Genomic DNA, 24,080 nt, shown 5'->3' with positions numbered 1-24,080 from the left:
AAAATGGACCATAAAACAAATATATGAAGATCAGCCTCAATACCCAGATTTTTATCGCAGCCGTACTTGGTGTGGCTTATGGATTTTTGTTAACCCTATATCCGAAAACCAGTTTTTTTGATGGCAGTATTTATGCGCTGAGCATTGCCAGTGGCATATTTATTGGTTTGCTTAAAATGCTGTTGGTGCCTTTGATTTTTAGCTCGATTGTGGTCGGTGTTTCAAATCTACAAGCGGGCGGGCAGTTTGGACGGGTATGGAAAATCACCCTGATTTGTTGTTTCACCACAACGACCTTGGCATTGATCCTCGGCATCGCCTGCACCCATATTTTTGGAGTGGGCAAGGGGATGGATATTTCATTGTTTAAAGATGCAATGAGCCAACATCAAACGCCTGATACGCTTACCCCTGGCTCATTTTTAACTAACTTTATTCAAAATACGCTGATCAATCCATTTAAAGCATTTAGCGATGGAAATGTTTTGGCTGTCGTGGTCTTTGCATTTTTTGTTGGTGCTGCTTTGGTCAAAGGTGGTGAGCATTTTCAATCAATTCGAAAGTTGTTACAGCAATTTTTTAATATGATGATGATGCTTGTGGGTTGGGTGATGAAGCTTGCACCGATTGGGATTTTTGCTTTATTGGCTAAATTGATCGCAACCGAAAATCTTTCTATTTTAAATAGTTTGCTTGAGTTCTCATTGGTGGTGACTGGAACAACTATTTTTCATGGCGCTGTGGTGTTGCCACTCTTGCTTTGGATATTTGGAAAAATGGATCCGATCACCTTTTTTAAAGGAACACGCTCAGCCTTGATCACAGCATTTGCTACTAGTTCAAGCTCTGCAACTTTGCCACTTTCCATGCAGTGCGCCAAAGACAATTTGGGTGTACGTCCACAAACGGCTGGCTTTGTGATTCCAATTGGGTCACAGATGAATATGGATGGAACTGCGTTGTATGAGGCGGCAGCAGCTTTATTTATCGCAAATTTGATCGGTTTGGATCTGAGTGTGGGTCAGCAAATTATTGTGTGTTTAACAGCAATGATTGCTTCGCTTGGCGCACCAGGCATACCGAGTGCGGGTATGGTGACGATGATTATGGTTTTACAATCTGTGGGTCTACCTGCTGAGGCGATAGCGATTTTACTTCCGATTGATCGAATCTTGGATACGGTTAGGACGGTGGTCAATGTGCAAGGAGATATGATGATCAGTGTGGTGGTCGATCGATATACCAAAGAGTCGGATGAGCTGCTTGATGTAAAAAGTTAAGTTTTTTAAGCACAATATTTTGATTCTTCATCATTGATCAAGTCATAAAAAAAGCAGGAAATAAATCCTGCTTTTTTGTTTAGATCACTTAAGTTTGATCAAGCTAAGTGATTTTATGTGAGTTATGCGACTTTCAATAAAGCACGTTTTGCTGCAGGCGACTGATCTAGATAAGCAATCGCATCTTCAGTTTTAGCTTCATGGACAGGATCATACCATGGCGTTAAATAACCCAATTGTTGAGATATTAACCAGAATGGATGCGGTAAAATACGATTATCTTTTTGAGCAATATCAGCCCATTCACGCCAAATCCACGGTTTATAAAATGCAGGTTTTTTATCTGCAAAACGTGGATCTTGTCCCATAATATGTGCTGCGCCATCTACCCATAAGCCCAAAATAGCCACAATCGCAATCAGACTTTGATAATATCTTGAGATATAACCACCACCTAAATGGCGATATAAATCAAAAGCTACGGTACGATGTTCTATTTCTTCAGCGCCATGCCATTTGATCAAATCTAACATATTTGGATCAGCGCCTAGACGTTCCCATTGTTTGTTATATAGCGCATATTTACCCAAAACACAGGTCATATGTTCGACTGTGGCAATGATCCCGAGACGGAACAAATCCCATTGATGATCAAGGACTTTAGGAACGGTCAAACCCAATGGTGCATCAGCTAACATTTTGTTAAACAAGAAGTCCATAATTTTTAAATTACGTTCAATCTCGATATTTCTAGCTGTGAGATATTCTTTATTTGCAGAGTTATGCGCTTGAGCATGCATGGCTTCTTGACGAATAAATGCTCGAACATCTTCTGCTAGTTTTTCATCAGTAATCTTAGGTAAGACTTTGTTATATAAACGACAAAACCAAAACTCACCTGCTGGAAGAATCGTGTTTATTTCATTTACAAAGTAACTTGCAAATGCCTGATTTGGAATCCAATCCGTTGGCGTATCTTTCCATTCAAATTTCACTTTACGTGGTTTGATGTGATAAGAAATGGAAGAGCCAATCTTACTATTTTTAAAACGAGATAAAATACCCATTGTGTCGCCTAATTTTTAGTTTTCTAATATTTTTAGTATAAAAAAATGTCCCGAATCGTACTTAGCAATAGGGGACATTCCATTATCATTTTGTGAACGTATCAGTCAAAAAGCCAATTATTGTGCCTCATTCGGCGTTTCATCTTGGATATTTTCAATTTCTGAATCTTCAAAATCCACTTCTTCGGCATCATCTTCTAAAGACATTTCAGGAATTGCATCAAGGTCAAATTGTACATTTTGATCAAGCGTGAAATTGAGACGTCCCCCCATAATACTTGCCAATTCCTCTAAACCTTGTTTGTTTAGCGATGAGAATAATTGGATCGAGAAATCCAGTTTCATCTTTTTCAACGCGTTTTTGACTTCAAGAAGGGCTTTATTGGCAGGTCCGCGATTGAGCTTGTCTGACTTGGTCAACAACACATGGACAAACAATTTACGTGAATAGGCCCATTCGAGCATCATGACGTCAAAATGTTGTAGCGGATGACGAATATCCATTAACAAGACCAGACCTTGTAGGCTTTGACGATGAATAAGGTAATTTTCAAGTTCTTTTTGCCATACAATTTTCATGGCTTCAGGAACGGCAGCATAGCCATAACCCGGCAAATCGACTAAACGCTGATTTGGATTGCCCAAGCTAAAAAAGTTGATCATCTGAGTACGACCAGGCTTTTTTGATGCTCGTGCAAGCTGTTTTTGGTTGGTTAGAGCATTGATTGCACTGGACTTACCTGCATTTGAGCGACCTGCAAATGCAATCTCATAACCTGTGTCTTCTACACACAGATTGAGTTTGGGCGCACTCATTAAAAATTCAGCTCTGCGAAGCCAATTTAAAGATTGAACAGCATATTCCGTAATTGCTGAATCGACTTTCTTTTCGTAGCTAATCTTTTGCTTAGGCGCACTTGATGTTTTGCTGTTTCTCGACTTTCCACTACTACGATGCATATTTCAACTTCAATTCTTTGCTTTCACTTGAACATTATAAAGGAAGTCATAGATTCAAGCGAATTTGTATTGAAAAGATTGCTTTTAACGATGATGTGATGAATATCAAGAAATATATAAAAAATGTAACTGAATTATTATTTTTTGTGTAAAGTGTGAAGAAACTATAAACTAAATATTAAAATATAAATGTTCAAATCAATCATATTGATTGTCACATAGTGATATTTTTTATAAATAAATGTCATCTATTTTCGCTTCAAAATAAGTAATTTATCAAATTATTGGCCTCTTTTTGCCTATGCAGAAAGGGGGCAGCTCTACTATGGAGTGTTTAAATGACGTCAGAATACGATACGGCAGGAAGAACAATACAACATTCTATTCTTGTCAAAATCTTAGCTATTGTTTTTATTCTTTTTTCGCTTCCTCTGATCTTTGGTGGAGGTTATCTCGTTACTTTAGGTGGTTCTTGGTACTATTTGATTGCAGGGGTTGCACTCATCGTTTCAGGGATTCTGCTCTTTAAAAATAAAATGTCAGGTGCTTGGGTATTTGGTGTTTTCTTTGTCCTTACATTGCTTTGGACAATTTGGGAAAGTGGTTCAAGATTTTGGGGATGGGTGCCCCGAGTAGCAGTTTTTGCGGTCTTTGCACTTTTCCTCGCATTACTCTTGCCTAAAATAGAACGTGGCGCAAGCAAAAAAGTATCTCTGATTCTCAGTGGAATTATTGTGCTTTGTTTTGTGATTGCAGGTATTTTGGCATTTACACCTAAATTTGTTTATGACTCAGGCCTGCCATTTCCAGATAAGCCGCTGGTTGGCGAAAGTAATGATCCAACTCAAGCCGATTCTGATTGGAAATATTATGGTCGTGATGCCGATGCCACTCGTTATTCTCCATTGAAACAAATCAATGCAGAAAATGTGGGGAAACTTGAACGTGCATGGGTTTATCGTACAGGCGATCTTCCACCTGCAGGTAAAATCAATAAATGGGCAGCTGAACATACACCGATTAAAGTCGGTAATGGACTGTATGTATGTAGTGCGACCAATAATATCAGTCGTGTCGATCCATCGACAGGTAAAGAAATTTGGCAGTTCAAATCAGGCGTTCAGTATAAAAGTGTTCCTTACACTGCCGCATGTCGTGGTTTGACTTATTATGAGTCTAAAGTTATTCCTGCAGGTCAAGCGTGTCATAGCCGTATTATCGTGGGTACTTTGGATATGCGCTTACTTGCTGTAGATACTGAAACAGGTAAAGCTTGTGAAGGCTTTGGTGAGCACGGTCAAGCGAACTTGCTTAAAGGTATGGGCGAAACAGTTCCAAGTTTCTTAGCAATTACAGCTCCTGTAACGATCGTAAAAGATACTATCGTGACCAGTCAGGAAGTTAAAGACAACCAAAGACGTTGGGCACCATCTGGTGTAGTTCGTGGTTATGATGCTGAAACAGGTCAATTTAAATGGGCTTGGGATGTCAATCGTCCGGGTCAAAAAGCTGAGCCAGGTCCAGGTCAAGAATATAGCCGTGGTACACCAAACTCTTGGACAGCATCTGTTGGCGATGAGAAACTTGGTTTAGTTTATATTCCAATGGGTAACTCTGCTGCCGACCATTACAGTGCAATGCGTACCCCTGAAGAAAATAAAGTATCTTCTGCTGTGGTTGCATTGGATGCGCAAACAGGTGATGTACGTTGGGTTTATCAAACTGTACATAAAGATGTTTGGGATATGGACTTAGGTTCACAGCCAACATTGATTGACTATCCTGATGCATCTGGTAAAGCTGTTCCAGCGATGTTGATTCCAACAAAATTGGGTCAAACATTCTTGATCAATCGTGTAAATGGTCAACCACTTTCTGCGGTTGAAGAACGCCCGGTACCTAAAGGTGAGTTGAAAGAAGAATCTCTTTCTAAGACACAACCTTTCTCTGTAGGTATTCCACGACTAGGTTTCCCTGATTTAACTGAAAAACAAATGTGGGGAATTTCACCAATCGACCAAATGATGTGTCGTATCAAATTTAAACAAGCGAATTATGATGGTATGTTTACCGCACCAAGCTTGTCTAAACCGTGGATCATGTATCCGGGGAACAACGGTGGTAGTGACTGGGGTAGTTATGCTTATGATGCAAATCATGGGGTAATTATCGCAAACTGGAACAATACCCCAATGTATGCACAGCTTTTACATCGTAAAGATGTGGTTAAAGATGGCGTATATTCTTTGGATAATCCTAAATTCAATCCAAATCTTGTTAGTCCTAAACGTCCAATGGATGAAACACCATATGGCGTAACGATTGGTCCATTCTATAGTCCAACACAAATGCTATGTAGTGAACCGCCGTACGGTATGATTAGTGCAATTGATTTACACACTAAAAAAATCTTGTGGCAACATCCACTCGGTAGTGCTGAGCGCAATGGTCCATTTGGCTTGCCTACACACATGCCGATCAATATTGGTACACCAAACAATGGTGGTCCAATCATTACTGCAGGTGGTGTCGCATTTGTTGCAGCAACAACTGATGACAAGATTCGTGCGATTGACCTAAAAACAGGTAAAGAACTTTGGAGTGATACACTTCCAGCGGGTGGTCAAGCAACACCAATGACCTATTCACAAAATGGTGAGCAATATCTCGTGATTATGGCGGGTGGTCATCACTTTATGAAAACCCCAGTAGGTGATTATTTAGTGGCTTATAAATTGCCAAAATAAAGCATTGAACTAAAAAATACCCTGACTCAGTGCAGGGTATTTTTTTAAATATTGAGAAGCTGAATCGGAGAATGTTCAGCTACTTTGCTTGATTTGGATGAGCGCGGAGTAAGTACATCTTTTAAAGTGTATTGATCTAAGCTTTGATAAAACTGTTCTAGCGCATGATCTAAAATACCTTTTAAGCCACATTGGCTACGCAAAACACAAGGAGGCTCATTGCATTCAACAATTTGTTGATTGCCTTGTAAAATTCTCACAAGATCACCTAATCGTAGTGTTAAAGCTTCAGGATTTAGTCTGAGTCCGCCACCTTTACCACGTGTGGTGATAATCCATTCTTGCTTTGCCATAAAATGCACAATTTTGACCAAATGATTTTGCGAAACATGTAAGTCTTCCGCAATTTCAGCAATCGTATACGGTACATCTCTAGGTCGAGAGATATACATTAATATACGTAAGGCGTAATCGGTAAATTTATTGAGTTGCATGATACAGATTTTGGATGAGATCAAACTCTATGTTAACTTGAAATGACAAATATTGATACTTGATACAGCACTTTCAAGCATGAACCTTGAGTTTAAACAATTATTTATGAAAATAACAAGCTTAGGATTTTAAACCATAGCAAAGCAATACCAGAAAAAAATACAGATGGCATAAACCATCTGTATAACGTTTTGATCACGATAAAATTAGAGCAATATTATGATTTTGCGATCGGTGCGCTCACTAGAACTTTGTCACCGACTTTATAAGTATCAAGCAAAATATTTGCAACAGAATATTCTGTATGATCAACCTCAGGTTTGACTTCAATTTGATAAGCATCGTTTTGTGCTTCAGCAAAAGTAAATTGTTGCGGTTGTTCCAAGTCATGATTTGGAACTTTGACTTTAACTGAGATGAATTGACCTGCTTTAGCTGCCAAAATCTCTTGTTTATCAGTTGCTTTTAATGTGAATTTTTTAGCATTTTCAGATGCATCAATCGCAGTGATTTCAAATTCACGCCAGCCAGCCCAACCGCCATTTTGTTCAGTTAAACCTTGATACTTAGATTTTTCAACATTAATCAAAATATCTGCAAGCTGTAAATAAGCTTCTTTCCATGCCGCGATCAAGTCAGATTCCATCGGTACATCAAGGACTTCACTGATTGAATGCAATAGGTTTTCACCCACGATAGCGTATTGATCTGCTTGAATATTTAAGCTGACATGTTTAGTGGTAATGTGTTCAATAGCTTTCGCTAAAACACTTGGATTTTCAATGTGTTCTGCATAAGCTAAAACAGCTGCTGCCAATGCACGTGGCTGACGACCTGTACTTTGGTGGTCTAAGTTAAAGACATTTTTAAGCTCAGGGTTGTTATTCAACATACGTTTATAAAAATAGCTTGTGAGTGCAACACCATTTTCACGAAGGACAGGGACGGTATCTGTAACAAGTTTGATGTGTTCTGGAGTCATGGCTAAACAACAATTGGCTAGAAGATATATTTAAAATACATCTTATAATTCTTCTTGTAAATATACTTTGATAAAAATTATGTGATTTTTTGTGTGAAAGGGGTTTGTGACGATAAGAACGGAAAATGAAAATTACTTGAGCTAAACATAATTTAATGTTTTAGCTCAAGAATTTAATATTAAAAGTCAGATTTTGACTTTTCACAAAAATTATAATGGTGCTGAAACGAGAACTTTATCACCCACTTTATAATGATCGAGTAGGATATTTGCGACTGAAAAAATAGTCGGATTGGCTTCTGCTTTGACCTCAACTGAGTATGCTTCACCGTTCTGATCGGTGCTAAAGCTAAACTGTTGCGGTTGTTCTACGTCTTGTCCCGGTACTTGGATTTTGATCGAGATATATTGACCAGAAGTTGCAGGTAAAATGGCTTGTTGATCTGATGCTTTAAGTGTTAAGCGTGATGCACCTTCTGAAGCTTGAATATTTTCAATTTCAAATTCACGCCATCCAGCCCAGCCACCATGTTGAGCTGTTAATGCATCATATTTATCTTTTTCAGTTTTAATCAAAATATCTGCAAGCTGAACATAAGCTTCTTTCCACGCCTGAATCAATTCAGATTCCATTGGGACATTGAGAACTTCACTTATCGAATGTAATAAGTTTTCACCCACAATAGAATATTGCTCAGGTTGGATATCGAGGCTGACGTGTTTTTTTGCAATGCGTTCAAATGCTTTTACGAGTGCATCAGGATTTTCGATATTTTCGGCATAAGCGAGTAGAGTCGCGGCTTGCGCTCTTGATTGGCGTCCAGTGCTTTGATGATCTAGATTGAAGACATTTCTTAGCTCTGGATGATTGCCTAGCATACGCTTATAAAAATAGCTGGTTAAAGCCACCCCATTTTCACGTAATACTGGAATAGTCCCCTTAATCAGCTCAATGTGCTGTTGATTAATCATCGTATTTATCCTTCTGGTTTTAAGATGTATTTAAAATATATCTTATAAAGAAATAAATACAAGAGCCTGAAACAATAAAGACATAAAATAATTATGGGATTGTGAGTAACCCCATAATTATCTATAAAACCGTGATTAGAAACGCGGTTTAGCGTTTACCAAAAAGTGAGCCGAGTAGACCACGAACCAATTTTTGACCTGTAGGTCCTCCTAGTGTTCTGGCCGCACTTTTGGCAAATGTGCCAATCACATCTTGTGTCATTTTTGCACGAGCTGCGGCTGCTTTTTCCTCTTCCTTGGCTTGAAGTTTGGCTTGTTTTTCTTGCTCTTTATCTAAGATCGCTTGCTGCTTTGCTTGTTCAACTGCTTCGGCTTGAGCTTGAACCTGCTGTTCACTTTCTGCGACTTTACGCTGCAAGATTTCATAAGCACTATCACGATCTATGACATTTTCGTAAACACCTGCAACGATACTATTTGCCATGAGGGCTTGGCGTTCTTCTGGTGTAATTGGATTAAATGAAGAATAGGGAGGCATGATCATGCCACGTTCCACAATCTGTGGTGTACCTTGTTCATCTAAGCAACTAATCAGTGCTTCACCGACAGCAAGCTGTGTAATCGCTTCATCGACCTTAAAATCAGGGTTTGCTCTAAAGGTATCGGCGGCGGTCTTTACTGCTTTTTGATCTTTTGGTGTAAAGGCGCGCAATGCATGTTGTACGCGATTACCGAGTTGTCCGAGTACATCTTCAGGAACATCTAAAGGACTTTGTGTAATAAAGTAAATCCCAACACCTTTAGAGCGGATAAGGCGAATCACTTGTTTGATTTTTTCTTGGAGGGCAGGGCTGGCATTGTCAAATAATAAATGTGCTTCATCAAAGAAAAATACCAATTTAGGTTTGTCTAAGTCACCGACTTCAGGCAGTTTTTCAAATAGTTCTGACAACATCCACAATAAAAAAGTTGCATAAAGCTTAGGGGTATTCATTAGCTTATCAGCAGCAAGTAGGTTGATATAACCTCTGCCTTTTTCATCATTTTGAATGAAATCTAAAATATTTAAACTTGGCTCACCAAAGAATTGATCTCCACCTTGATCTCCTAAAGCTAAAAGATTGCGCTGGATCGCACCTAGACTAGCAGGAGAAAGATTGCCATATTCAGCTTTTAAAGATTCAGAATTTTCGCTGACATATTTCAGCATGGCTTTTAAATCTTTGAAATCTAGGAGCAGCATCCCTTGGTCATCGGCTACACGGAAAACTGCAGCCAATACGCCTTCTTGCGTATCATTGAGGTTGAGCATTTGGGCGAGCAGTAAGGGACCAATTTCTGAAACCGTTGTTCTGATCGGGTGACCTTGTTCTCCAAATAAATCCCAAAAAATCGTAGGTGAAGCTTCAAATGGAATGCTATCAATCCCTAAGCTCTGGATACGTTCATCAAATTTAGGATTTGATGAGCCTGCTTTAGCGATACTGGAAACGTCACCCTTTGCATCTGCTAAAAATACAGGGACACCAATACGTGAAAAATTTTCCGCCAATACTTTTAAGGTCACAGTCTTACCTGTACCAGTTGCACCTGCAATGAGTCCGTGACGATTGGCAAACTCACTATGCAGAATGATGTCTTGTGAGTGGTCTGAACTTTTTTTGGCGATTAGGATTGGTGTACCCATATTATTTCCTTGAATTTTAATTTATTTCATTTTATTTAAAGCATTTTCAATATCTTGAATCAAATCATTTGGTTCTTCAAGACCAATGCAGAAGCGTACCAAAAAACCTTGTTTTAAATGAGGATAATCTAAAGCACGCATTTTTTTTAGATCATATAGCATGGCAAGGCTGACTGGACCACCCCAACTAAATCCAAGTTTGAACAGGTTTAAATTATCACAAAATTTGCGAATATCTGTTAAATCATAGTGATCATTAAATATCACACTGACTAAACCCGCACTTTTTTGCGTTTGGCAGACTTCTTGCCAAAATTGATGACCTGCTGCATCTGGATCGGCAGGATGTAGCACTTGCGCAAATTGTTTTTGTTGTTTTAACCAAGCCAATAAAGTTAGAGCACTTTTAGCTTGTTGCTCATAACGAATCTGCATAGATGCAAGGCTACGCTGTACTTGAGCGACATCATCACCTGAAACGGAAATACCTTGTATAGCATGTGTTTGAAATAATTTATGATGCAAGGCTTTATCTTGACTCACGACTGAGCCCATTAAAATATCGCCACCACCGCTTGGATATTTGGTCAATGCATGTACGCTAATATCAACTTTTAAATGTTCACTTGAAAAATCAAATGGGCTAAATGCAAGACCTGCACCCCAAGTATTATCCAGCGCCGTTAAGATATTGAGAGCTTGAGCTTTTTTTACCAATTGCACCAAATCAGGGAATTCTAAGCTGACTGAGCCTGCTGCTTCTAACCAGAGTAATTTACATTTATCGCTCGGTTGAAAGCTGTCGACGTCAAGTGCATTATAAACTTTGACAATCACGCCATAACGTTTGGCTAGGTCCTGTAAATGTTCCATATTTGGACCATAAATATTATCCGCAACCCACACCTCATCGCCTTGGCTGAGAAAACAGCTATTTACAAGATTAATCGCTGATAAACCGCTAGGTGCAAGTAAACAATAGTGACCACCTTCTATTTGGGCAATATTATCGGCAAGTGTATACGTTGTTGGCGTACCATGTGTCCCGTAACTATAGTCATAGTCATCAGTCCAATGACGATCAAAAAGCGCAGAAGTATTTTTAAATATAATGGTCGATGCACGGTAAATGGGCGCTTGAACCGTTTCAATATATTGAGGTGCTTTACGTTCAGCATGTACTAGTGCAGTTTGCGGATCTAATTTCACAGCAAATCCTAAAGAAAATACAATTGAATAAAAGCAAAACACATTCAGGATAAAAGACAAAGCAAAGAATTGTGTAGAAACATAAAAATAGATCAGGAGTTGGCTTCAATTTTGCAGAAGATTATTGATGAAAATACCAAGATGAATAAGAAGGATGACGCTGATGAAAAATTTACGTGTACATTATTTTCAGCATATTGCAGGCGAAGGTTTTGGGAGCTGTTATACAGACCTAAAAGAGATGGGTGCTAAAATCACTGCAACCGAATTTTTTGCACTTCCTAAAGATCTAAATTTCGATATAGAAGCGTTACCTGATGTGGCAGATGTAGACTTATTGATCGTTATGGGTGGAGCAATGAGTGTAAATGACGAAGCGAATTATCCGTGGCTTAAGATAGAAAAACGCTGGATTCGACGTTATTTAGCCATGCAAAAACCTGCGATAGGGTTGTGTTTGGGAGGGCAGTTGATTGCCAATGCATTAGGTGCACCCGTGACGCAAAACCGGGAACAGGAAATGGGTTGGAGTGAGGTCTATGCAAGTCAGCAGCTAAATGGTGAATACTTCAGAATTCCCAATCAGTTACGTGTTATGCAGTGGCATGGTGAAACCTTTGAGATACCTAAAGGTGCAGTGCGTTTAGCGGAAAATTTAGCATGTGCAAATCAACTTTATCAGATTGGGAAAAATGTTTTAGGGTTTCAATTTCACCCAGAAATGACGCAGAAGGTACTAGACCTATTTATAGAAAATGAAGAACAGCATCAGGTCTTTCATGGTCCTTATGTTCAGTCACTACAAGAACTAAAAAATAGTCAAGCACATGAGTTTATACAAGGGAACCAAATCCTAAAACAGGCGATTGCTTATGTGCTTGGACAATAAAAAATATTGATTATTTTTTAAACTCATTGAAATTAATAAATTATTTAAAAATATGTAAAAAAGCCCAATTTCATTTGCTTAATGGATAAACAATAGTTATAATGAGCGACCCTTCGATAGGAAGGGCTAAATGGCGAATAAAGTCGTTTAGATCGTTACAGTCGTGGCATCGATCACGACCTTAGTGATAATTCACTGCTCTTGACACTTGTCCATTTTTAAAGTGGGATGAGATGCGTCAAGGGTGATTCTTTATATATTTGGCTTGGAGTTAACTGGTATGTCTAACCAGAGAATTCGTATCCGTCTTAAGTCTTTTGATCATCGTTTAATTGATCAATCTTCTCAAGAGATCGTAGAAACAGCAAAACGTACTGGCGCACAAGTTTGTGGTCCTATTCCGATGCCTACACGCATCGAACGTTTCAACGTTTTAACATCACCACACGTAAACAAAGATGCGCGTGACCAATATGAAATCCGCACATACAAACGTTTGATCGACATCGTTCAACCTACAGACAAAACTGTAGATGCATTGATGAAATTAGATCTTGCAGCTGGTGTTGATGTTCAGATCGCATTGGGTTAAGGCTTTCGGTTAATTAACACTCTGAGTTAATTAAGCCGCTTTTTTAGAGGTTTATGCACATGGCTATTGGTTTAGTCGGTCGCAAGTGCGGTATGACACGTATCTTTACAGATGCTGGTGTTTCTGTACCTGTTACAGTGATTGAGGTTGATCCTAACCGTATCACTCAAATCAAAACGCTTGAAACTGATGGTTATCAAGCAATTCAAATCACTACTGGTGAACGTCGCGAATCTCGCGTAACTAACGCTCAGAAAGGTCACTTTGCGAAAGCTGGTGTTGCTGCTGGTCGTTTGGTTAAAGAATTTCGCGTTGCAGAAGCTGATCTTGAAGGTCGTGAAGTTGGCGGTACTATCGGCGTTGATCTATTTACTGTAGGTCAAATTGTTGATGTAACTGGTCAGTCTAAAGGTAAAGGTTTCCAAGGTGGTGTTAAACGTTGGAACTTCCGTACCCAAGACGCTACTCACGGTAACTCTGTTTCTCACCGTGTATTAGGTTCTACAGGTCAAAACCAAACTCCTGGTCGCGTGTTCAAAGGCAAAAAAATGGCTGGTCACTTAGGTGATGAACGCGTAACAGTACAAGGTCTTGAGATTGTATCTATTGACGCTGAACGTTCAGTTCTAGTTGTTAAAGGTGCGATTCCTGGTTCAACTGGTGGCAACGTTACTGTTCGCCCTACGATCAAGGCTTGAGGGGAAATAACGTGAATTTAAAAACTGTTTCCGGCTCTGCTGTTGAATTGTCTGAAGTTGCTTTCGGACGCGAATTTAACGAAGCTCTTGTACACCAAGTTGTTACAGCTTATTTAGCTGGTGGTCGTCAAGGTTCTCGTGCGCAAAAATCACGTGCAGACGTTTCTGGCGGTGGTAAAAAACCATTCCGTCAAAAAGGTACTGGCCGCGCTCGTGCTGGTTCTATTCGTAGCCCAATCTGGGTTGGTGGTGGTAAAACTTTTGCTGCTCGTCCACAAGATTGGTCTCAAAAAGTTAACCGTAAAATGTACCGCGGTGCAATGCAATGTATCTTAGCTGAACTTGTTCGCCAAGATCGTCTTGTATTGGTTGAAGAGTTTGCTGTTGCTGCTCCAAAAACTAAAGAATTGCTTGCAAAACTTAACGACTTGAACGCTACTCGCGCTTTGATCGTTACAGAAGCTGTTGATGAGAATCTGTATCTTGCAGCTCGTAATCTTCCACACGTTGATGTGGTTGATGCTACTGCAATCGATCCTGTTGGCTTGATCGCGTTCGATAAAGTTGTAATGTCTGTTGCTGCTGCTAAGAAAATTGAGGTAGAACTCGGATGAACAACGAACGTTTATATCAAGTCCTAAGAGGACCTGTATTTTCAGAAAAAGCACAAGTTTTAGGTGAAACTGCTGGTGTTCAAGTTTTTAAAGTTGCACTTGATGCAAACAAACTTGAAATCAAAAAAGCAGTTGAACAATTATTTGGTGTGGAAGTTGTTAAAGTTAACACTACTATCACTAAAGGTAAGACTAAGCGCTTTGGTCGTACATTAGGACGTCGTTCTGATGTTAAAAAAGCATACGTCACCCTGAAAGCTGGCCAAGATGTCGAAATGGCTGACTTGGGCGATACCGCTGAAAGCGCAGCGGAATAAGGACGAAAATTATGCCGATTCAAAAATGTAAGCCAACGTCTCCAGGGCGTCGCTTTGTAGAGAAAGTGGTTCATAATCACCTTCACAAAGGCGCACCTTACGCTCCGTTGACAGAAGCTAAAAAACGTACTGGTGGTCGTAACAACAACGGTCACATCACGACTCGTCACGTTGGTGGTGGTCATAAACAACAGTACCGTATTGTTGACTTCAAACGTAACAAAGATGGCATTCCAGCTGTAGTTGAGCGTATTGAATACGATCCTAACCGTACTGCACATATTGCTTTATTGAAATATGCTGACGGTGAACGTCGTTATATTATTGCACCTAAAGGCCTTCGCGCTGGTGATAAAGTACAATCTGGTAACGATGCTCCAATTCGTCCAGGTAACTGCTTGCCACTTCGCAACATGCCAATCGGTTCTACACTTCATAACATCGAACTTAAAATCGGTAAAGGTGCTCAATTAGCACGTTCTGCTGGTACTTCAGTTCAGTTGCTAGGTCGTGACGGTTCTTACGCTATCGTTCGTTTACGTTCTGGTGAAATGCGTAAGATTCACGTTGAATGCCGTGCTGTTATTGGTGAAGTTTCTAACCAAGAAAGCAACCTTCGTTCACTAGGTAAAGCTGGTGCTTCACGCTGGCGTGGTGTTCGTCCTACCGTTCGTGGTATGGCGATGAACCCGGTTGATCACCCACATGGTGGTGGTGAAGGGCGTAACAAGGGTATTCAACCTGTGAGCCCATGGGGTCAAAAAGCTAAAGGGTACAAGACACGTACCAACAAGCGTACGACTAAGATGATTATTCGCGACCGTCGCGTTAAGTAACAAGTAAAGGAATCTGACAATGCCTCGTTCTCTGAAAAAAGGCCCATTCGTCGATGCGCACTTGTTCGCTAAGGTTGAAGCGGCTGTTGCAAGTAACTCTCGCAAGCCGATCAAAACTTGGTCGCGTCGTTCGATGATACTCCCAGATTTTGTTGGTCTAACAATTTCTGTTCATAATGGTCGTAACCATGTTCCAGTAATCGTATCTGAACATATGGTTGGTCATAAACTCGGTGAATTCGCGCCAACTCGTACCTATCGTGGTCACGGTGTTGACAAGAAATCTAAACGTTAATAGGTGCTATGATGGAAGTAACTGCAAAATTACGCGGTGCCGCTATCTCGGCACAAAAGGCACGTTTGGTTGCAGATTTAATCCGTGGCAAATCAGTTGCTCACGCGCTTAATATCTTAAACTTCAGCAACAAAAAAGCTGCAGTTTTAGTTAAAAAAGCTTTGGAATCTGCTATCGCAAACGCTGAACATAATAACAGTTTAGATGTTGACGATCTTAAAGTTGCTACGATCTACGTTGATGAAGGCATGAGCCTTAAACGTATTATGCCACGTGCTAAAGGCCGTGCAGATCGTATCACTAAGCGTACTTGTCACATCACCGTTAAGGTAGGGGTTTGATATGGGTCAGAAGGTTCATCCAATCGGTATCCGCCTAGGTGTTGTGAAACGTCATAACGCTAACTGGTATGCGAATCCGAAACAATACGCTGAATATTTGCTTAAAGATTTGCAAGTTCGTGAGTTTTTGATCAAAAAACTTAAGAACGCAATGGTAAGCAACATTCTTATCGAACGTCCTACAGGTGCTGCTAAAATTACGATTAGCACTGCTCGTCCAGGTATCGTTATCGGTAAAAAAGGCGAAGACATTGAAAAATTACAGCGCGAACTTACCAACATCATGGGTGTTCCTGCGCAAGTAAGCATCAACGAAATCGATCGCCCAGACTTAGACGCTCGTTTAGTTGCTGAAGCTATCGCTTCTCAATTAGAAAAACGTGTAATGTTCCGTCGTGCTATGAAGCGTGCGGTACAAAACACTATGCGTGCTGGTGCTAAAGGTATCAAAGTTGAAGTTTCAGGCCGTTTAGGTGGTGCAGAAATCGCACGTACTGAATGGTATCGTGAAGGTCGTGTACCTTTGCATACTCTTCGTGCTGACATCGATTATGCAACAATGCGTGCTGAAACTACTTACGGTACGATTGGCGTTAAAGTTTGGATTTTCCGTGGTGAGATCTTAGGTGGCATGAAACAAGTCATGAACCCTGCTCCTGCTGAAGAACGTCCAGCTAAACGTGGTCGCGGTCGTGGTGAAGGTCAAGAGCGTCGTGGTCGTCGCAATGATCGTTCTGCTGATAAAGGAGAATAATCCATGTTGCAACCTAAACGTACTAAATTCCGTAAAGTACAGAAAGGCCGTAACACTGGTCTAGCGCATCGTGGTAGCACAGTATCTTTTGGTACTATTGCTCTTAAATCTGTTGAGCGTGGTCAAATGACAGCTCGTCAAATTGAAGCAGCGCGTCGTACAATCAGCCGTCGTGTTAAGCGTGGTGGTAAGATCTTTATCCGTGTTTTCCCAGATAAGCCAATTACTGAAAAACCATTAGAAGTTCGTATGGGTAAAGGTAAAGGTTCTGTGGAATACTGGGTTTGCCAAATCAAACCAGGTAAGATCTTGTACGAAATGGACGGTGTAAGCGAAGAATTGGCACGCGAAGCGTTTGCGCTTGCGGCTGCTAAACTTCCGTTTAAAACCGCTATCGTGACTCGGACGGTAATGTAATGAAAACTAAAGATCTACGTGAAAAATCGGTAGAAGAGTTGCAAGCTTTGCTTGAAGAGCAACAGCTTAACCAATTCCGTCTTCGTATGGCTAAGGCAACTGGTCAATTGGGTAAATCGCACGAAGTGCAAGTTGCTCGTAAGACTATTGCTCGTATCAAGACCCTCCTTACCGAAAAACAGGGGAACGGACAATGAGTGAAAAAACAGTCCGCACGTTAACTGGCAAAGTAGTAAGCGACAAAATGGACAAGTCTATTGTTGTGCTTATTGAACGCCGAGTTCAACACCCGTTGTATGGCAAATCAATCCGCCGTTCAACTAAATTACACGCTCATGATGAGAACAACACAGCTAAATTAGGCGATGTTGTAACCATTAAAGAAAGCCGCCCAATCTCTAAAACTAAAGCTTGGACTTTAGTTGAAGTTGTTGAAGCTGCTGCTGAGTAATTAGACGTTCTAGTTGCATCATCGGTCAATTTCGAGTACTCTTTGAGCCTTTCGAAATTGTGACCGGTGATGCTCGGTTTTGGAGTAGGGCAATGATTCAAACCGAAAGTATGCTCGACGTAGCAGACAACAGTGGTGCTCGCCGCGTACAATGTATTAAAGTACTTGGTGGTTCACATCGTCGTTATGCTACTGTTGGCGACATTATTAAAGTTACTGTAAAAGAAGCAATCCCACGTGGCCGTGTTAAAAAAGGCGACGTTATGAATGCGGTTGTTGTTCGTACTAAATTTGGTATTCGTCGTCCAGACGGTTCTGTGATCCGTTTTGATGATAATGCAGCTGTTATTTTGAACAATAACAAAGCTCCGATTGCCACTCGTATTTTCGGACCAGTGACTCGTGAACTTCGTACAGAACAGTTCATGAAAATTATTTCATTGGCTCCTGAAGTTCTATAATAGAGGCAATCATGGCTAAGATTCAAAAAGGCGATCAAGTAATTGTGATCGCAGGAAAAGAAAAAGGCAAACAGGGTACTGTTTTGTCTGTTTCTCATGATCAAGTTAAGGTTGAAGGTCTTAACTTAGTGAAGAAGCATCAAAAGCCGAATCGTGTTACTGGCGCTGAAGGCGGTATCGTAACTCAAGAAGCTTCGCTTCATATTTCAAACGTGGCAATTTTTAATGCTACAACCCAAAAGGCTGACCGTGTTGGTTACCAAGTGATTGATGGCGCGAAAACTCGCGTTTTCAAATCAAATGGTGAATCAGTGGCGGCAGCGAAGTAATAGGTTGACAAGGCAATGGCCAGACTTAAAGCGCGTTACAACGACGAACTTAAAGCTAAGTTAAAAGAAGAACTTGGCGTAGCGAATGTGATGGAAATTCCTCGCATTACTAAAATCACTCTTAACATGGGTGTTGGTGCAGCTTCAGCTGATAAGAAATTATTAGATGGCGCACTTTCTGACATGCAAGCAATCGCTGGTCAAAAACCAGTGCTTACTCTTGCACGTAAATCAATCGCGGGCTTCAAAATCCGTGATGGTTGGCCAATCGGTTGTAAAGTTACTTTACGTGGCGAACGTATGTACGAATTCTTAGACCGTTTGATCTCAATCGCGATCCCTCGTATCCGTGACTTCCGTGGTTTCTCAGCGAAATCATTTGACGGTCGCGGTAACTACTCTATGGGTCTTAAAGAACAAATCGTTTTCCCTGAAATCGATTTTGATAAGATTGATCGTATTCGTGGTATGGATATTACCATTACTACGACTGCTCGCACCGATGACGAAGGCCGTGCGCTTATGCGTGCATTCGGCTTCCCGTTCAAATAAGAGGTCGATATGGCTAAGAAAGGTATGATTAATCGCGAATTAAAACGCGAAAAAACAGTTGCAAAATACGCTGCAAAACGTGCTGAATTAAAAGCAACTATTGCAAACGTAAATGCAAGTGATGAAGAGCGTTTTGAAGCGACTTTAAAATTACAAGCGTTGCCTCGTAATGCATCACCAGTTCGTCTACGTAACCGTTGTGGTTTAACTGGACGTCCTCATGGTTACTTCCGTAAGTTCGGTTTAAGCCGTAACAAATTACGTGACACAGTAATGCAAGGTGATGTACCTGGCGTTGTTAAGGCAAGCTGGTAAGGAGCGACTAAATGAGTATGCAAGATACCGTTGCCGACATGCTAACACGTGTTCGTAACGCACAAATGGCAAAAAAACAAACTGTTTCTATGCCAAATTCTAAGTTGAAAGTTGCGATTGCAAACGTACTTCAACAAGAAGGTTATATTTCAAATGTAGAAGTTGCTGATCTTGAAGGCAAAGCTACTTTGACTATTACTTTAAAATATTTTGAAGGCAAACCAGTTATCGAAACTGTGAAACGCGTAAGCCGTCCTGGTCTACGTCAGTATCGCGGTAAAGATAGTATTCCTAGCGTTAAGCAAGGTTTGGGTATTGCAATTGTTTCTACAAGCAAAGGCATCATGACTGATCGCGCTGCACGTGCTGCAGGCGTTGGTGGTGAAGTTATTGCTTTTGTTTCTTAATAGGTGATTCCTCATGTCTCGTGTGGCTAAAGCCCCAGTAACTGTACCTAACGGTGTAACAGTTACTCAGAACGGCCGGCAGGTCGAAGTGAAAGGCAGCAAAGGTACGTTGTCTTTCAACCTGCATGCGCTGGTCGAGCTAAAACAGGAAGAAGGTAAACTTCATATTGCTCCTGTAAAAGAATCTAAAGATTCTTGGATGCAAGCTGGTACTGCTCGCGCTGTTATTAATAACCTTGTTAAAGGTGTTAACGAAGGCTTCGAACGTAAGTTGCAACTTATCGGTGTAGGTTATAAAGCTGCGGTTAAAGGTAATGTTATTAACCTTAACCTTGGTTATTCTCACCCAATCGATTACTCACTTCCAGAAGGCGTAACTGCTGAAACTCCGACTGCGACTGAGATTATTCTCAAGTCAGCTAACAAACAAATGTTAGGTCAGGTTGCTGCAGAAATCCGTGGATATCGTGCTCCAGAACCATATAAAGGTAAAGGTGTTCGTTATTCGGATGAAGTTGTTCTTCGTAAAGAAGCTAAGAAGAAATAAGGCGCGAGGTTCTTATGAACGAAAAGAAACAATCCCGTTTGCGTCGTGCGAAAAGCACACGCTTGCACATCCGTGCATTGGGTGCGACTCGCTTGTGTGTAAACCGCACTCCGCGTCACATCTATGCTCAAGTTATCTCAGCAGATGGTGGCAAAGTATTAGCGCAAGCTTCTACTTTGGATGCATCTTTGCGTAGTGGTTCAACTGGTAACGTTGATGCTGCTACTAAAGTAGGTGCTTTAATCGCAGAACGTGCGAAAGCAGCTGGCGTAACTAAAGTTGCATTTGACCGTTCTGGTTTTAAATATCATGGTCGTATCAAAGCCTTGGCTGATGCTGCTCGTGAAAACGGCTTGGAGTTCTAATCATGGCTAAAGTTGAACAAAACGAAGGTCTTGTAGAAAAGCTGGTTGCCGTTGATCGTGTAGCCAAAGTTGTTAAGGGTGGTCGTATCTTCTCTTTCACAGCATTGACTGTTGTTGGTGATGGTAATGGTCGCGTAGGTTTTGGTCGCGGTAAAGCTCGTGAAGTTCCAGCTGCTATTTCTAAAGCACTTGAAGCTGCACGTCGTAACATGATCACTGTTGATCTTGTTGACGGTACTTTACAGCACCCAATCAATGCTCGTCATGGCGCTAGCCGCGTTTACATGCAACCTGCATCTGAAGGTACTGGCGTAATCGCTGGTGGTTCTATGCGTGCGGTTCTTGAAGCTGCTGGTGTTCGTAACGTATTGACTAAATGTTATGGTTCTACAAACGCTGCTAACGTTGTAAACGCGACTTTTAACGGTTTGCGTGATATGACTTCTCCAGAGAAAGTTGCTGCGAAACGTGGTCTTTCAGTAGAACAAATTTTAGGGTAATCAATCATGAAAACGATTAAAGTTACCCAGACTAAATCTGCAGCGCATCGTTTGAAAAATCACAAACTTTGCCTACAAGGTTTAGGTCTGCGTCGTATTGGTCATACTGTAGAAGTGCAAGATACGCCTTCTAACCGTGGTATGATCAACAAAGTCTACTATATGGTTAGTGTAGAGGAATAAGCCATGACTCTGCGTTTAAATGAGCTTGCACCTGCTGAAGGTGCAAAACGTGAAAACCGTCGTCTAGGCCGTGGTATCGGTTCTGGCGTTGGTAAAACCGGTGGCCGTGGTGTCAAGGGTCAAAAATCACGTAAAAGTGGTGGCGTTCGTCCAGGCTTTGAAGGTGGTCAAACTGCGCTTTACCGTCGTTTGCCTAAATTCGGTTTCACTAGCCAATTGGCTTTGAAAACTGCTGAAGTACGTTTGTCAGAACTTGCTAAAGTTGAAGGCGATATCGTTAGCCTAGAAACTTTAAAAGCTGCGAATGTTGTACGTAAAGATATGTTACGTGCTCGTATCGTGCTTTCTGGTGAAATCACTCGTGCATTCACTGTTCAAGGTGTTGCATTGACTAAAGGCGCTAAAGCTGCTGTTGAAGCTGCTGGCGGTAAAGTCGAGGAGTAATCGCGAGTGTCTATGTCTCCTAGTTCTTCAGGTCATGTCAACATGATGAAAGGGCAACCGTTTCATGTGAAATATCGTGAAATTATCAACCGCTTATTATTCTTAATCGGTGCGTTGGTGGTCTTTCGACTAGGATCGCATATTCCTCTGCCAGGTATTGATAATGTTGCGCTAGAGCGATTTTTTAAGGCTAATGAAGGTACTTTCTTAGGCTTATTTAATATGTTCTCTGGCGGAGCATTACAACGTATGTCAATTCTTGCGTTAGGGATCATGCCGTACATTTCTGCTTCGATTATCGTGCAGTTATTAACTACGGTGGTTCCTTCGTTAGAAGCATTAAAGAAAGAAGGCGAGCAGGGCAAGCGCAAGATCAATCAATACACTCGATACGGGACCTTAGGTCTCGCTCTTGTGCAGGGCGTTGGTATGTGTGCGGGTCTCATTAGTCAAGGTATTACCTTGTCTTCAGGACTTGCTTTTTACATTCCAGCTGTAACCTCTTTGGTTGCAGGAACAATGTTCTTGATGTGGTTAGGTGAACAAATTACCGAACGTGGTGTTGGTAATGGTATCTCCATGATCATTTTCGCGGGTATTGTTGCCGCTTTACCGAATACAGTCATTCAATCTTTCTCATCCGTTGAGCAAGGTCAAACAAGTCTTATTGGCTTGGCTGTGTTTGGTTTGTTGTCACTTGCAGTGCTTGCAGCGATTGTGTTCATTGAGAAAGCTCAGCGACGCATTCCTGTAAACTATGCTCAAAAGCAGCAAGGTCGTCGCATTTTTACTGCACAGCAAACACATTTGCCATTGAAAATTAACATGGCAGGGGTTATCCCAGCAATTTTCGCTAGTTCGTTATTGTTGTTCCCTGCAAGTTTAGGTCAATGGTTAGGTAGTGCTGATCCTAATGCAGGAATTGTGAAACGTACGCTACAAGATTTGGCTTTAGTTTTATCGCCTGGACAACCTTTGTATTTAGTGCTGTTTGCTGCCTTGATCATATTCTTCTGTTACTTCTATACGGCGCTTGTATTTAGCCCTAAAGAGGTTTCAGAGAATCTTAAGCGTAGTGGAGCATATGTACCTGGTATTCGCCCAGGTGAGCAAACTGCTCGTTATTTAGATCATATCCTTAATCGTTTGACGTTTATTGGTGCAATCTATATCACTGTCATTTGTTTAATGCCAATGATTTTGCAAAGCTCTTTCGGTATTCCATTCCATTTGGGTGGTACTTCATTACTGATCGTAGTTGTTGTTGTGATGGACTTTATGGCTCAGCTTCAAGCTCATCTCACATCTCACCAATATGACAATCAATCGTTAATGAGAAAATCGTCTGCTCATCCGAAGGGATAAGCGCACTTAGAGGTTTCATCATGAAAGTACAAGCTTCTGTAAAGAAAATTTGTGGTAGCTGTAAAGTTATCCGTCGTAATGGGGTTATTCGCGTAATTTGCAGCGCAGAACCTCGTCATAAGCAGCGTCAAGGTTAATTTAATTAAGACCTGTTGATTTCAGTAGGCAAATTAGGTTAATATCCGCCCCTCAAGATTTTTGTGGGGCGGTTGATTATCTCTACTGCCTTTTTGGAGAAAAGTGAATGGCTCGTATTGCCGGTGTAAACATTCCGGATAACAAGCATGCTGTTATCTCCCTCACGTACATCTTTGGTATTGGTCGCCACACTGCTAAGAACATCTTAGCTGCTGCTGGTATTCAAACCACTACTAAGATCCGTGAATTGGATGATGCTCAGCTTGATGCGATTCGTGCAGAAGTTGCTAAGGTTCCGACCGAAGGTGACTTACGTCGCGAAATTTCCATGAACATTAAACGTTTAATGGATTTGGGCTGCTACCGCGGTCTTCGTCATCGTCGTAGCTTGCCTGTCCGCGGACAACGCACAAAAACTAACGCACGTACCCGTAAAGGTCCGCGCAAACCGATTAAAAAGTAAGATTTCTGGAAGCTAAAAGATGGCAAAAGATACTCGCGCACGCAAGAAGGTCACTCGTACCGTCTCTGAAGGTGTTGCACACATTCACGCGTCTTTTAATAACACCATTGTCACTATTACCGATCGTCAAGGTAATGCATTGGCTTGGGCCACTTCAGGTGGACAAGGCTTCCGTGGATCACGTAAATCAACTCCGTTTGCTGCTCAGGTAGCTGCTGAAGTTGCTGGTAAAGCAGCTTTGGATTACGGTTTGAAAAACTTGGACGTCCTTGTAAAAGGTCCTGGTCCTGGTCGTGAATCTGCGGTACGTGCATTAGGTGCAGTGGGTTATAAGATTAACAGCATTACCGATGTGACACCAATTCCTCACAACGGTTGCCGTCCACCTAAAAAACGTCGCGTGTAAGG

34 protein-coding genes and 1 pseudogene are annotated in these 24,080 nt (G+C 41.1%); 28 read left to right on the top strand and 7 right to left on the bottom strand.

The window, feature by feature from the left end:
* Positions 1-23 precede the first annotated feature (23 nt).
* Complete coding sequence (locus F960_RS18355) at positions 24-1,280, top strand: dicarboxylate/amino acid:cation symporter (protein WP_004869590.1); 1,257 nt, start codon at positions 24-26, stop codon at positions 1,278-1,280.
* 122 nt (positions 1,281-1,402) lie between these two features.
* Here the strand turns inward: F960_RS18355 and F960_RS18350 are convergent, their stop codons facing one another.
* Together F960_RS18350 and yihA are read right to left on the bottom strand one after the other, a co-directional pair.
* Positions 1,403-2,347 carry a metal-dependent hydrolase gene (locus tag F960_RS18350; protein WP_004869587.1) on the bottom strand — a complete coding sequence of 315 codons (945 nt, stop codon included), beginning with the start codon at positions 2,345-2,347 and terminating at the stop codon, positions 1,403-1,405.
* A gap of 117 nt (positions 2,348-2,464) precedes the next feature.
* The gene (gene yihA, locus F960_RS18345; protein ID WP_004869584.1) at positions 2,465-3,307 is read right to left on the bottom strand and encodes a ribosome biogenesis GTP-binding protein YihA/YsxC; all 843 of its coding nucleotides are present in this window, start codon (positions 3,305-3,307) and stop codon (positions 2,465-2,467) included.
* A gap of 338 nt (positions 3,308-3,645) precedes the next feature.
* Here yihA and F960_RS18340 point away from each other — a divergent pair, with 338 nt between their 5' ends.
* Positions 3,646-6,054, top strand: coding sequence for a membrane-bound PQQ-dependent dehydrogenase, glucose/quinate/shikimate family (locus F960_RS18340; protein ID WP_004869583.1), 2,409 nt, complete (start codon positions 3,646-3,648; stop codon positions 6,052-6,054).
* Positions 6,055-6,098: 44 nt separating this feature from the next.
* On the opposite strand, the gene F960_RS18335 is transcribed toward F960_RS18340, so the two are convergent.
* From F960_RS18335 to F960_RS18315, 5 genes are all read right to left on the bottom strand, one after another.
* The gene (locus F960_RS18335) at positions 6,099-6,548 is read right to left on the bottom strand and encodes an RrF2 family transcriptional regulator (RefSeq protein ID WP_004869578.1); all 450 of its coding nucleotides are present in this window, start codon (positions 6,546-6,548) and stop codon (positions 6,099-6,101) included.
* Between the two features lie 218 nt (positions 6,549-6,766).
* Positions 6,767-7,531 (bottom strand): globin domain-containing protein, encoded by a 765-nt coding sequence (locus F960_RS18330; protein WP_004869574.1) that lies wholly within the window; start codon positions 7,529-7,531, stop codon positions 6,767-6,769.
* A gap of 210 nt (positions 7,532-7,741) precedes the next feature.
* Positions 7,742-8,500 (bottom strand): globin domain-containing protein, encoded by a 759-nt coding sequence (locus F960_RS18325; RefSeq protein ID WP_154650788.1) that lies wholly within the window; start codon positions 8,498-8,500, stop codon positions 7,742-7,744.
* 151 nt (positions 8,501-8,651) lie between these two features.
* Positions 8,652-10,190, bottom strand: coding sequence for a helicase HerA-like domain-containing protein (locus F960_RS18320; RefSeq protein ID WP_004869569.1), 1,539 nt, complete (start codon positions 10,188-10,190; stop codon positions 8,652-8,654).
* A gap of 21 nt (positions 10,191-10,211) precedes the next feature.
* Positions 10,212-11,399 carry a PLP-dependent transferase gene (locus tag F960_RS18315; protein ID WP_004869566.1) on the bottom strand — a complete coding sequence of 396 codons (1,188 nt, stop codon included), beginning with the start codon at positions 11,397-11,399 and terminating at the stop codon, positions 10,212-10,214.
* Positions 11,400-11,559: 160 nt separating this feature from the next.
* On the opposite strand from F960_RS18315, the gene F960_RS18310 reads away from it, so the two are divergent.
* The 26 genes and pseudogenes from F960_RS18310 (at position 11,560) to rpsK (ending at position 24,078) form a co-directional block, all read left to right on the top strand.
* Positions 11,560-12,288, top strand: a complete 729-nt coding sequence (locus F960_RS18310; RefSeq protein ID WP_085945834.1) for a type 1 glutamine amidotransferase — start codon at positions 11,560-11,562, stop codon at positions 12,286-12,288.
* 280 nt (positions 12,289-12,568) lie between these two features.
* Positions 12,569-12,880: a 30S ribosomal protein S10 gene (gene rpsJ / locus F960_RS18305; RefSeq protein ID WP_004725677.1), complete on the top strand. Its 312-nt coding sequence runs from the start codon at positions 12,569-12,571 to the stop codon at positions 12,878-12,880.
* 59 nt (positions 12,881-12,939) lie between these two features.
* Positions 12,940-13,578, top strand: a complete 639-nt coding sequence (gene rplC / locus F960_RS18300; RefSeq protein WP_004869561.1) for a 50S ribosomal protein L3 — start codon at positions 12,940-12,942, stop codon at positions 13,576-13,578.
* 11 nt (positions 13,579-13,589) lie between these two features.
* Positions 13,590-14,192 (top strand): 50S ribosomal protein L4, encoded by a 603-nt coding sequence (rplD, locus tag F960_RS18295; protein ID WP_004869558.1) that lies wholly within the window; start codon positions 13,590-13,592, stop codon positions 14,190-14,192.
* On the top strand, positions 14,189-14,509 hold the full coding sequence (gene rplW, locus F960_RS18290; RefSeq protein ID WP_004869554.1) for a 50S ribosomal protein L23: 321 nt from the start codon (positions 14,189-14,191) through the stop codon (positions 14,507-14,509). Before rplD ends, rplW begins: the two co-directional genes overlap by 4 nt.
* 11 nt (positions 14,510-14,520) lie before the next feature.
* The gene (gene rplB, locus F960_RS18285) at positions 14,521-15,345 is read left to right on the top strand and encodes a 50S ribosomal protein L2 (protein ID WP_004869551.1); all 825 of its coding nucleotides are present in this window, start codon (positions 14,521-14,523) and stop codon (positions 15,343-15,345) included.
* A gap of 19 nt (positions 15,346-15,364) precedes the next feature.
* A complete protein-coding gene (gene rpsS, locus F960_RS18280) occupies positions 15,365-15,640 on the top strand; it encodes a 30S ribosomal protein S19 (RefSeq protein ID WP_004869548.1) in 276 nt (91 codons plus the stop codon).
* 11 nt (positions 15,641-15,651) lie between these two features.
* Positions 15,652-15,981, top strand: coding sequence for a 50S ribosomal protein L22 (gene rplV, locus F960_RS18275; protein ID WP_004869545.1), 330 nt, complete (start codon positions 15,652-15,654; stop codon positions 15,979-15,981).
* Position 15,982: 1 nt separating this feature from the next.
* Positions 15,983-16,799, top strand: a pseudogene (rpsC, locus tag F960_RS18270) (30S ribosomal protein S3).
* The gene (gene rplP, locus F960_RS18265; protein WP_004869539.1) at positions 16,739-17,152 is read left to right on the top strand and encodes a 50S ribosomal protein L16; all 414 of its coding nucleotides are present in this window, start codon (positions 16,739-16,741) and stop codon (positions 17,150-17,152) included. Before rpsC ends, rplP begins: the two are co-directional and overlap by 61 nt.
* Positions 17,152-17,349 (top strand): 50S ribosomal protein L29, encoded by a 198-nt coding sequence (gene rpmC / locus F960_RS18260; RefSeq protein WP_004869536.1) that lies wholly within the window; start codon positions 17,152-17,154, stop codon positions 17,347-17,349. The genes rplP and rpmC overlap by 1 nt, the downstream gene beginning before the upstream one ends.
* Entirely contained in the window at positions 17,346-17,603 is a 258-nt protein-coding gene (gene rpsQ / locus F960_RS18255; protein ID WP_004869534.1) for a 30S ribosomal protein S17, read from the top strand. The genes rpmC and rpsQ overlap by 4 nt, the downstream gene beginning before the upstream one ends.
* 92 nt (positions 17,604-17,695) lie before the next feature.
* On the top strand, positions 17,696-18,064 hold the full coding sequence (rplN, locus tag F960_RS18250) for a 50S ribosomal protein L14 (protein ID WP_004869532.1): 369 nt from the start codon (positions 17,696-17,698) through the stop codon (positions 18,062-18,064).
* Positions 18,065-18,075: 11 nt separating this feature from the next.
* On the top strand, positions 18,076-18,393 hold the full coding sequence (rplX, locus tag F960_RS18245) for a 50S ribosomal protein L24 (RefSeq protein ID WP_004869530.1): 318 nt from the start codon (positions 18,076-18,078) through the stop codon (positions 18,391-18,393).
* Between the two features lie 15 nt (positions 18,394-18,408).
* Positions 18,409-18,945 carry a 50S ribosomal protein L5 gene (gene rplE / locus F960_RS18240; protein ID WP_004869527.1) on the top strand — a complete coding sequence of 179 codons (537 nt, stop codon included), beginning with the start codon at positions 18,409-18,411 and terminating at the stop codon, positions 18,943-18,945.
* A gap of 9 nt (positions 18,946-18,954) precedes the next feature.
* Positions 18,955-19,260: a 30S ribosomal protein S14 gene (rpsN, locus tag F960_RS18235; RefSeq protein ID WP_004641050.1), complete on the top strand. Its 306-nt coding sequence runs from the start codon at positions 18,955-18,957 to the stop codon at positions 19,258-19,260.
* A gap of 11 nt (positions 19,261-19,271) precedes the next feature.
* Positions 19,272-19,667, top strand: coding sequence for a 30S ribosomal protein S8 (gene rpsH, locus F960_RS18230; protein ID WP_004869524.1), 396 nt, complete (start codon positions 19,272-19,274; stop codon positions 19,665-19,667).
* A 13-nt stretch (positions 19,668-19,680) separates the two neighbouring features.
* Positions 19,681-20,214, top strand: coding sequence for a 50S ribosomal protein L6 (gene rplF / locus F960_RS18225; RefSeq protein ID WP_004869521.1), 534 nt, complete (start codon positions 19,681-19,683; stop codon positions 20,212-20,214).
* Positions 20,215-20,228: 14 nt separating this feature from the next.
* On the top strand, positions 20,229-20,579 hold the full coding sequence (rplR, locus tag F960_RS18220) for a 50S ribosomal protein L18 (protein ID WP_004869518.1): 351 nt from the start codon (positions 20,229-20,231) through the stop codon (positions 20,577-20,579).
* 2 nt (positions 20,580-20,581) lie between these two features.
* The gene (gene rpsE, locus F960_RS18215; protein ID WP_004869517.1) at positions 20,582-21,079 is read left to right on the top strand and encodes a 30S ribosomal protein S5; all 498 of its coding nucleotides are present in this window, start codon (positions 20,582-20,584) and stop codon (positions 21,077-21,079) included.
* Between the two features lie 6 nt (positions 21,080-21,085).
* Positions 21,086-21,262 (top strand): 50S ribosomal protein L30, encoded by a 177-nt coding sequence (gene rpmD, locus F960_RS18210; RefSeq protein WP_004869514.1) that lies wholly within the window; start codon positions 21,086-21,088, stop codon positions 21,260-21,262.
* A 3-nt stretch (positions 21,263-21,265) separates the two neighbouring features.
* Positions 21,266-21,706, top strand: coding sequence for a 50S ribosomal protein L15 (gene rplO / locus F960_RS18205; RefSeq protein ID WP_004869511.1), 441 nt, complete (start codon positions 21,266-21,268; stop codon positions 21,704-21,706).
* Positions 21,707-21,751: 45 nt separating this feature from the next.
* Positions 21,752-23,071: a preprotein translocase subunit SecY gene (secY, locus tag F960_RS18200; protein ID WP_171066280.1), complete on the top strand. Its 1,320-nt coding sequence runs from the start codon at positions 21,752-21,754 to the stop codon at positions 23,069-23,071.
* A 20-nt stretch (positions 23,072-23,091) separates the two neighbouring features.
* A complete protein-coding gene (gene rpmJ / locus F960_RS18195; RefSeq protein ID WP_000867907.1) occupies positions 23,092-23,208 on the top strand; it encodes a 50S ribosomal protein L36 in 117 nt (38 codons plus the stop codon).
* A 107-nt stretch (positions 23,209-23,315) separates the two neighbouring features.
* Positions 23,316-23,672: a 30S ribosomal protein S13 gene (gene rpsM / locus F960_RS18190; protein ID WP_004869505.1), complete on the top strand. Its 357-nt coding sequence runs from the start codon at positions 23,316-23,318 to the stop codon at positions 23,670-23,672.
* Between the two features lie 19 nt (positions 23,673-23,691).
* Complete coding sequence (rpsK, locus tag F960_RS18185) at positions 23,692-24,078, top strand: 30S ribosomal protein S11 (RefSeq protein WP_004281491.1); 387 nt, start codon at positions 23,692-23,694, stop codon at positions 24,076-24,078.
* Positions 24,079-24,080: the final 2 nt, after the last annotated feature.

It is taken from the genome of Acinetobacter gerneri DSM 14967 = CIP 107464 = MTCC 9824 (genome assembly GCF_000368565.1).
Classification (GTDB): Bacteria; Pseudomonadota; Gammaproteobacteria; order Pseudomonadales; family Moraxellaceae; genus Acinetobacter; species Acinetobacter gerneri.
The sequence above is the reverse complement of the archived record's forward strand: the minus strand, read 5'-3'. Positions and strand labels throughout refer to the sequence as shown.

Bases quoted from the DNA above. Each gene is read 5' to 3' on its own strand.
- rpsE (WP_004869517.1), top strand. From the start codon at position 20,582: ATGGCTAAAGTTGAACAAAACGAAGGTCTTGTAGAAAAGCTGGTTGCC.
- rplE (WP_004869527.1), top strand. From the start codon at position 18,409: ATGGCCAGACTTAAAGCGCGTTACAACGACGAACTTAAAGCTAAGTTA.
- secY (WP_171066280.1), top strand. From the start codon at position 21,752: ATGAAAGGGCAACCGTTTCATGTGAAATATCGTGAAATTATCAACCGC.
- rpsH (WP_004869524.1), top strand. From the start codon at position 19,272: ATGAGTATGCAAGATACCGTTGCCGACATGCTAACACGTGTTCGTAAC.
- rplR (WP_004869518.1), top strand. From the start codon at position 20,229: ATGAACGAAAAGAAACAATCCCGTTTGCGTCGTGCGAAAAGCACACGC.
- rplF (WP_004869521.1), top strand. From the start codon at position 19,681: ATGTCTCGTGTGGCTAAAGCCCCAGTAACTGTACCTAACGGTGTAACA.
- rpsK (WP_004281491.1), top strand. From the start codon at position 23,692: ATGGCAAAAGATACTCGCGCACGCAAGAAGGTCACTCGTACCGTCTCT.
- rplN (WP_004869532.1), top strand. From the start codon at position 17,696: ATGATTCAAACCGAAAGTATGCTCGACGTAGCAGACAACAGTGGTGCT.
- rpsM (WP_004869505.1), top strand. From the start codon at position 23,316: ATGGCTCGTATTGCCGGTGTAAACATTCCGGATAACAAGCATGCTGTT.
- rplC (WP_004869561.1), top strand. From the start codon at position 12,940: ATGGCTATTGGTTTAGTCGGTCGCAAGTGCGGTATGACACGTATCTTT.
- rpmC (WP_004869536.1), top strand. From the start codon at position 17,152: ATGAAAACTAAAGATCTACGTGAAAAATCGGTAGAAGAGTTGCAAGCT.
- rplP (WP_004869539.1), top strand. From the start codon at position 16,739: ATGTTGCAACCTAAACGTACTAAATTCCGTAAAGTACAGAAAGGCCGT.
- rpmD (WP_004869514.1), top strand. From the start codon at position 21,086: ATGAAAACGATTAAAGTTACCCAGACTAAATCTGCAGCGCATCGTTTG.
- F960_RS18335 (WP_004869578.1), bottom strand. From the start codon at position 6,548: ATGCAACTCAATAAATTTACCGATTACGCCTTACGTATATTAATGTAT.
- yihA (WP_004869584.1), bottom strand. From the start codon at position 3,307: ATGCATCGTAGTAGTGGAAAGTCGAGAAACAGCAAAACATCAAGTGCG.
- rpsJ (WP_004725677.1), top strand. From the start codon at position 12,569: ATGTCTAACCAGAGAATTCGTATCCGTCTTAAGTCTTTTGATCATCGT.
- F960_RS18350 (WP_004869587.1), bottom strand. From the start codon at position 2,347: ATGGGTATTTTATCTCGTTTTAAAAATAGTAAGATTGGCTCTTCCATT.
- rplO (WP_004869511.1), top strand. From the start codon at position 21,266: ATGACTCTGCGTTTAAATGAGCTTGCACCTGCTGAAGGTGCAAAACGT.
- rplV (WP_004869545.1), top strand. From the start codon at position 15,652: ATGGAAGTAACTGCAAAATTACGCGGTGCCGCTATCTCGGCACAAAAG.
- F960_RS18355 (WP_004869590.1), top strand. From the start codon at position 24: ATGAAGATCAGCCTCAATACCCAGATTTTTATCGCAGCCGTACTTGGT.
- rplB (WP_004869551.1), top strand. From the start codon at position 14,521: ATGCCGATTCAAAAATGTAAGCCAACGTCTCCAGGGCGTCGCTTTGTA.
- rplW (WP_004869554.1), top strand. From the start codon at position 14,189: ATGAACAACGAACGTTTATATCAAGTCCTAAGAGGACCTGTATTTTCA.
- rpsN (WP_004641050.1), top strand. From the start codon at position 18,955: ATGGCTAAGAAAGGTATGATTAATCGCGAATTAAAACGCGAAAAAACA.
- rpsQ (WP_004869534.1), top strand. From the start codon at position 17,346: ATGAGTGAAAAAACAGTCCGCACGTTAACTGGCAAAGTAGTAAGCGAC.
- F960_RS18320 (WP_004869569.1), bottom strand. From the start codon at position 10,190: ATGGGTACACCAATCCTAATCGCCAAAAAAAGTTCAGACCACTCACAA.
- rpmJ (WP_000867907.1), top strand. From the start codon at position 23,092: ATGAAAGTACAAGCTTCTGTAAAGAAAATTTGTGGTAGCTGTAAAGTT.
- F960_RS18340 (WP_004869583.1), top strand. From the start codon at position 3,646: ATGACGTCAGAATACGATACGGCAGGAAGAACAATACAACATTCTATT.
- rplX (WP_004869530.1), top strand. From the start codon at position 18,076: ATGGCTAAGATTCAAAAAGGCGATCAAGTAATTGTGATCGCAGGAAAA.
- rpsS (WP_004869548.1), top strand. From the start codon at position 15,365: ATGCCTCGTTCTCTGAAAAAAGGCCCATTCGTCGATGCGCACTTGTTC.
- F960_RS18330 (WP_004869574.1), bottom strand. From the start codon at position 7,531: ATGACTCCAGAACACATCAAACTTGTTACAGATACCGTCCCTGTCCTT.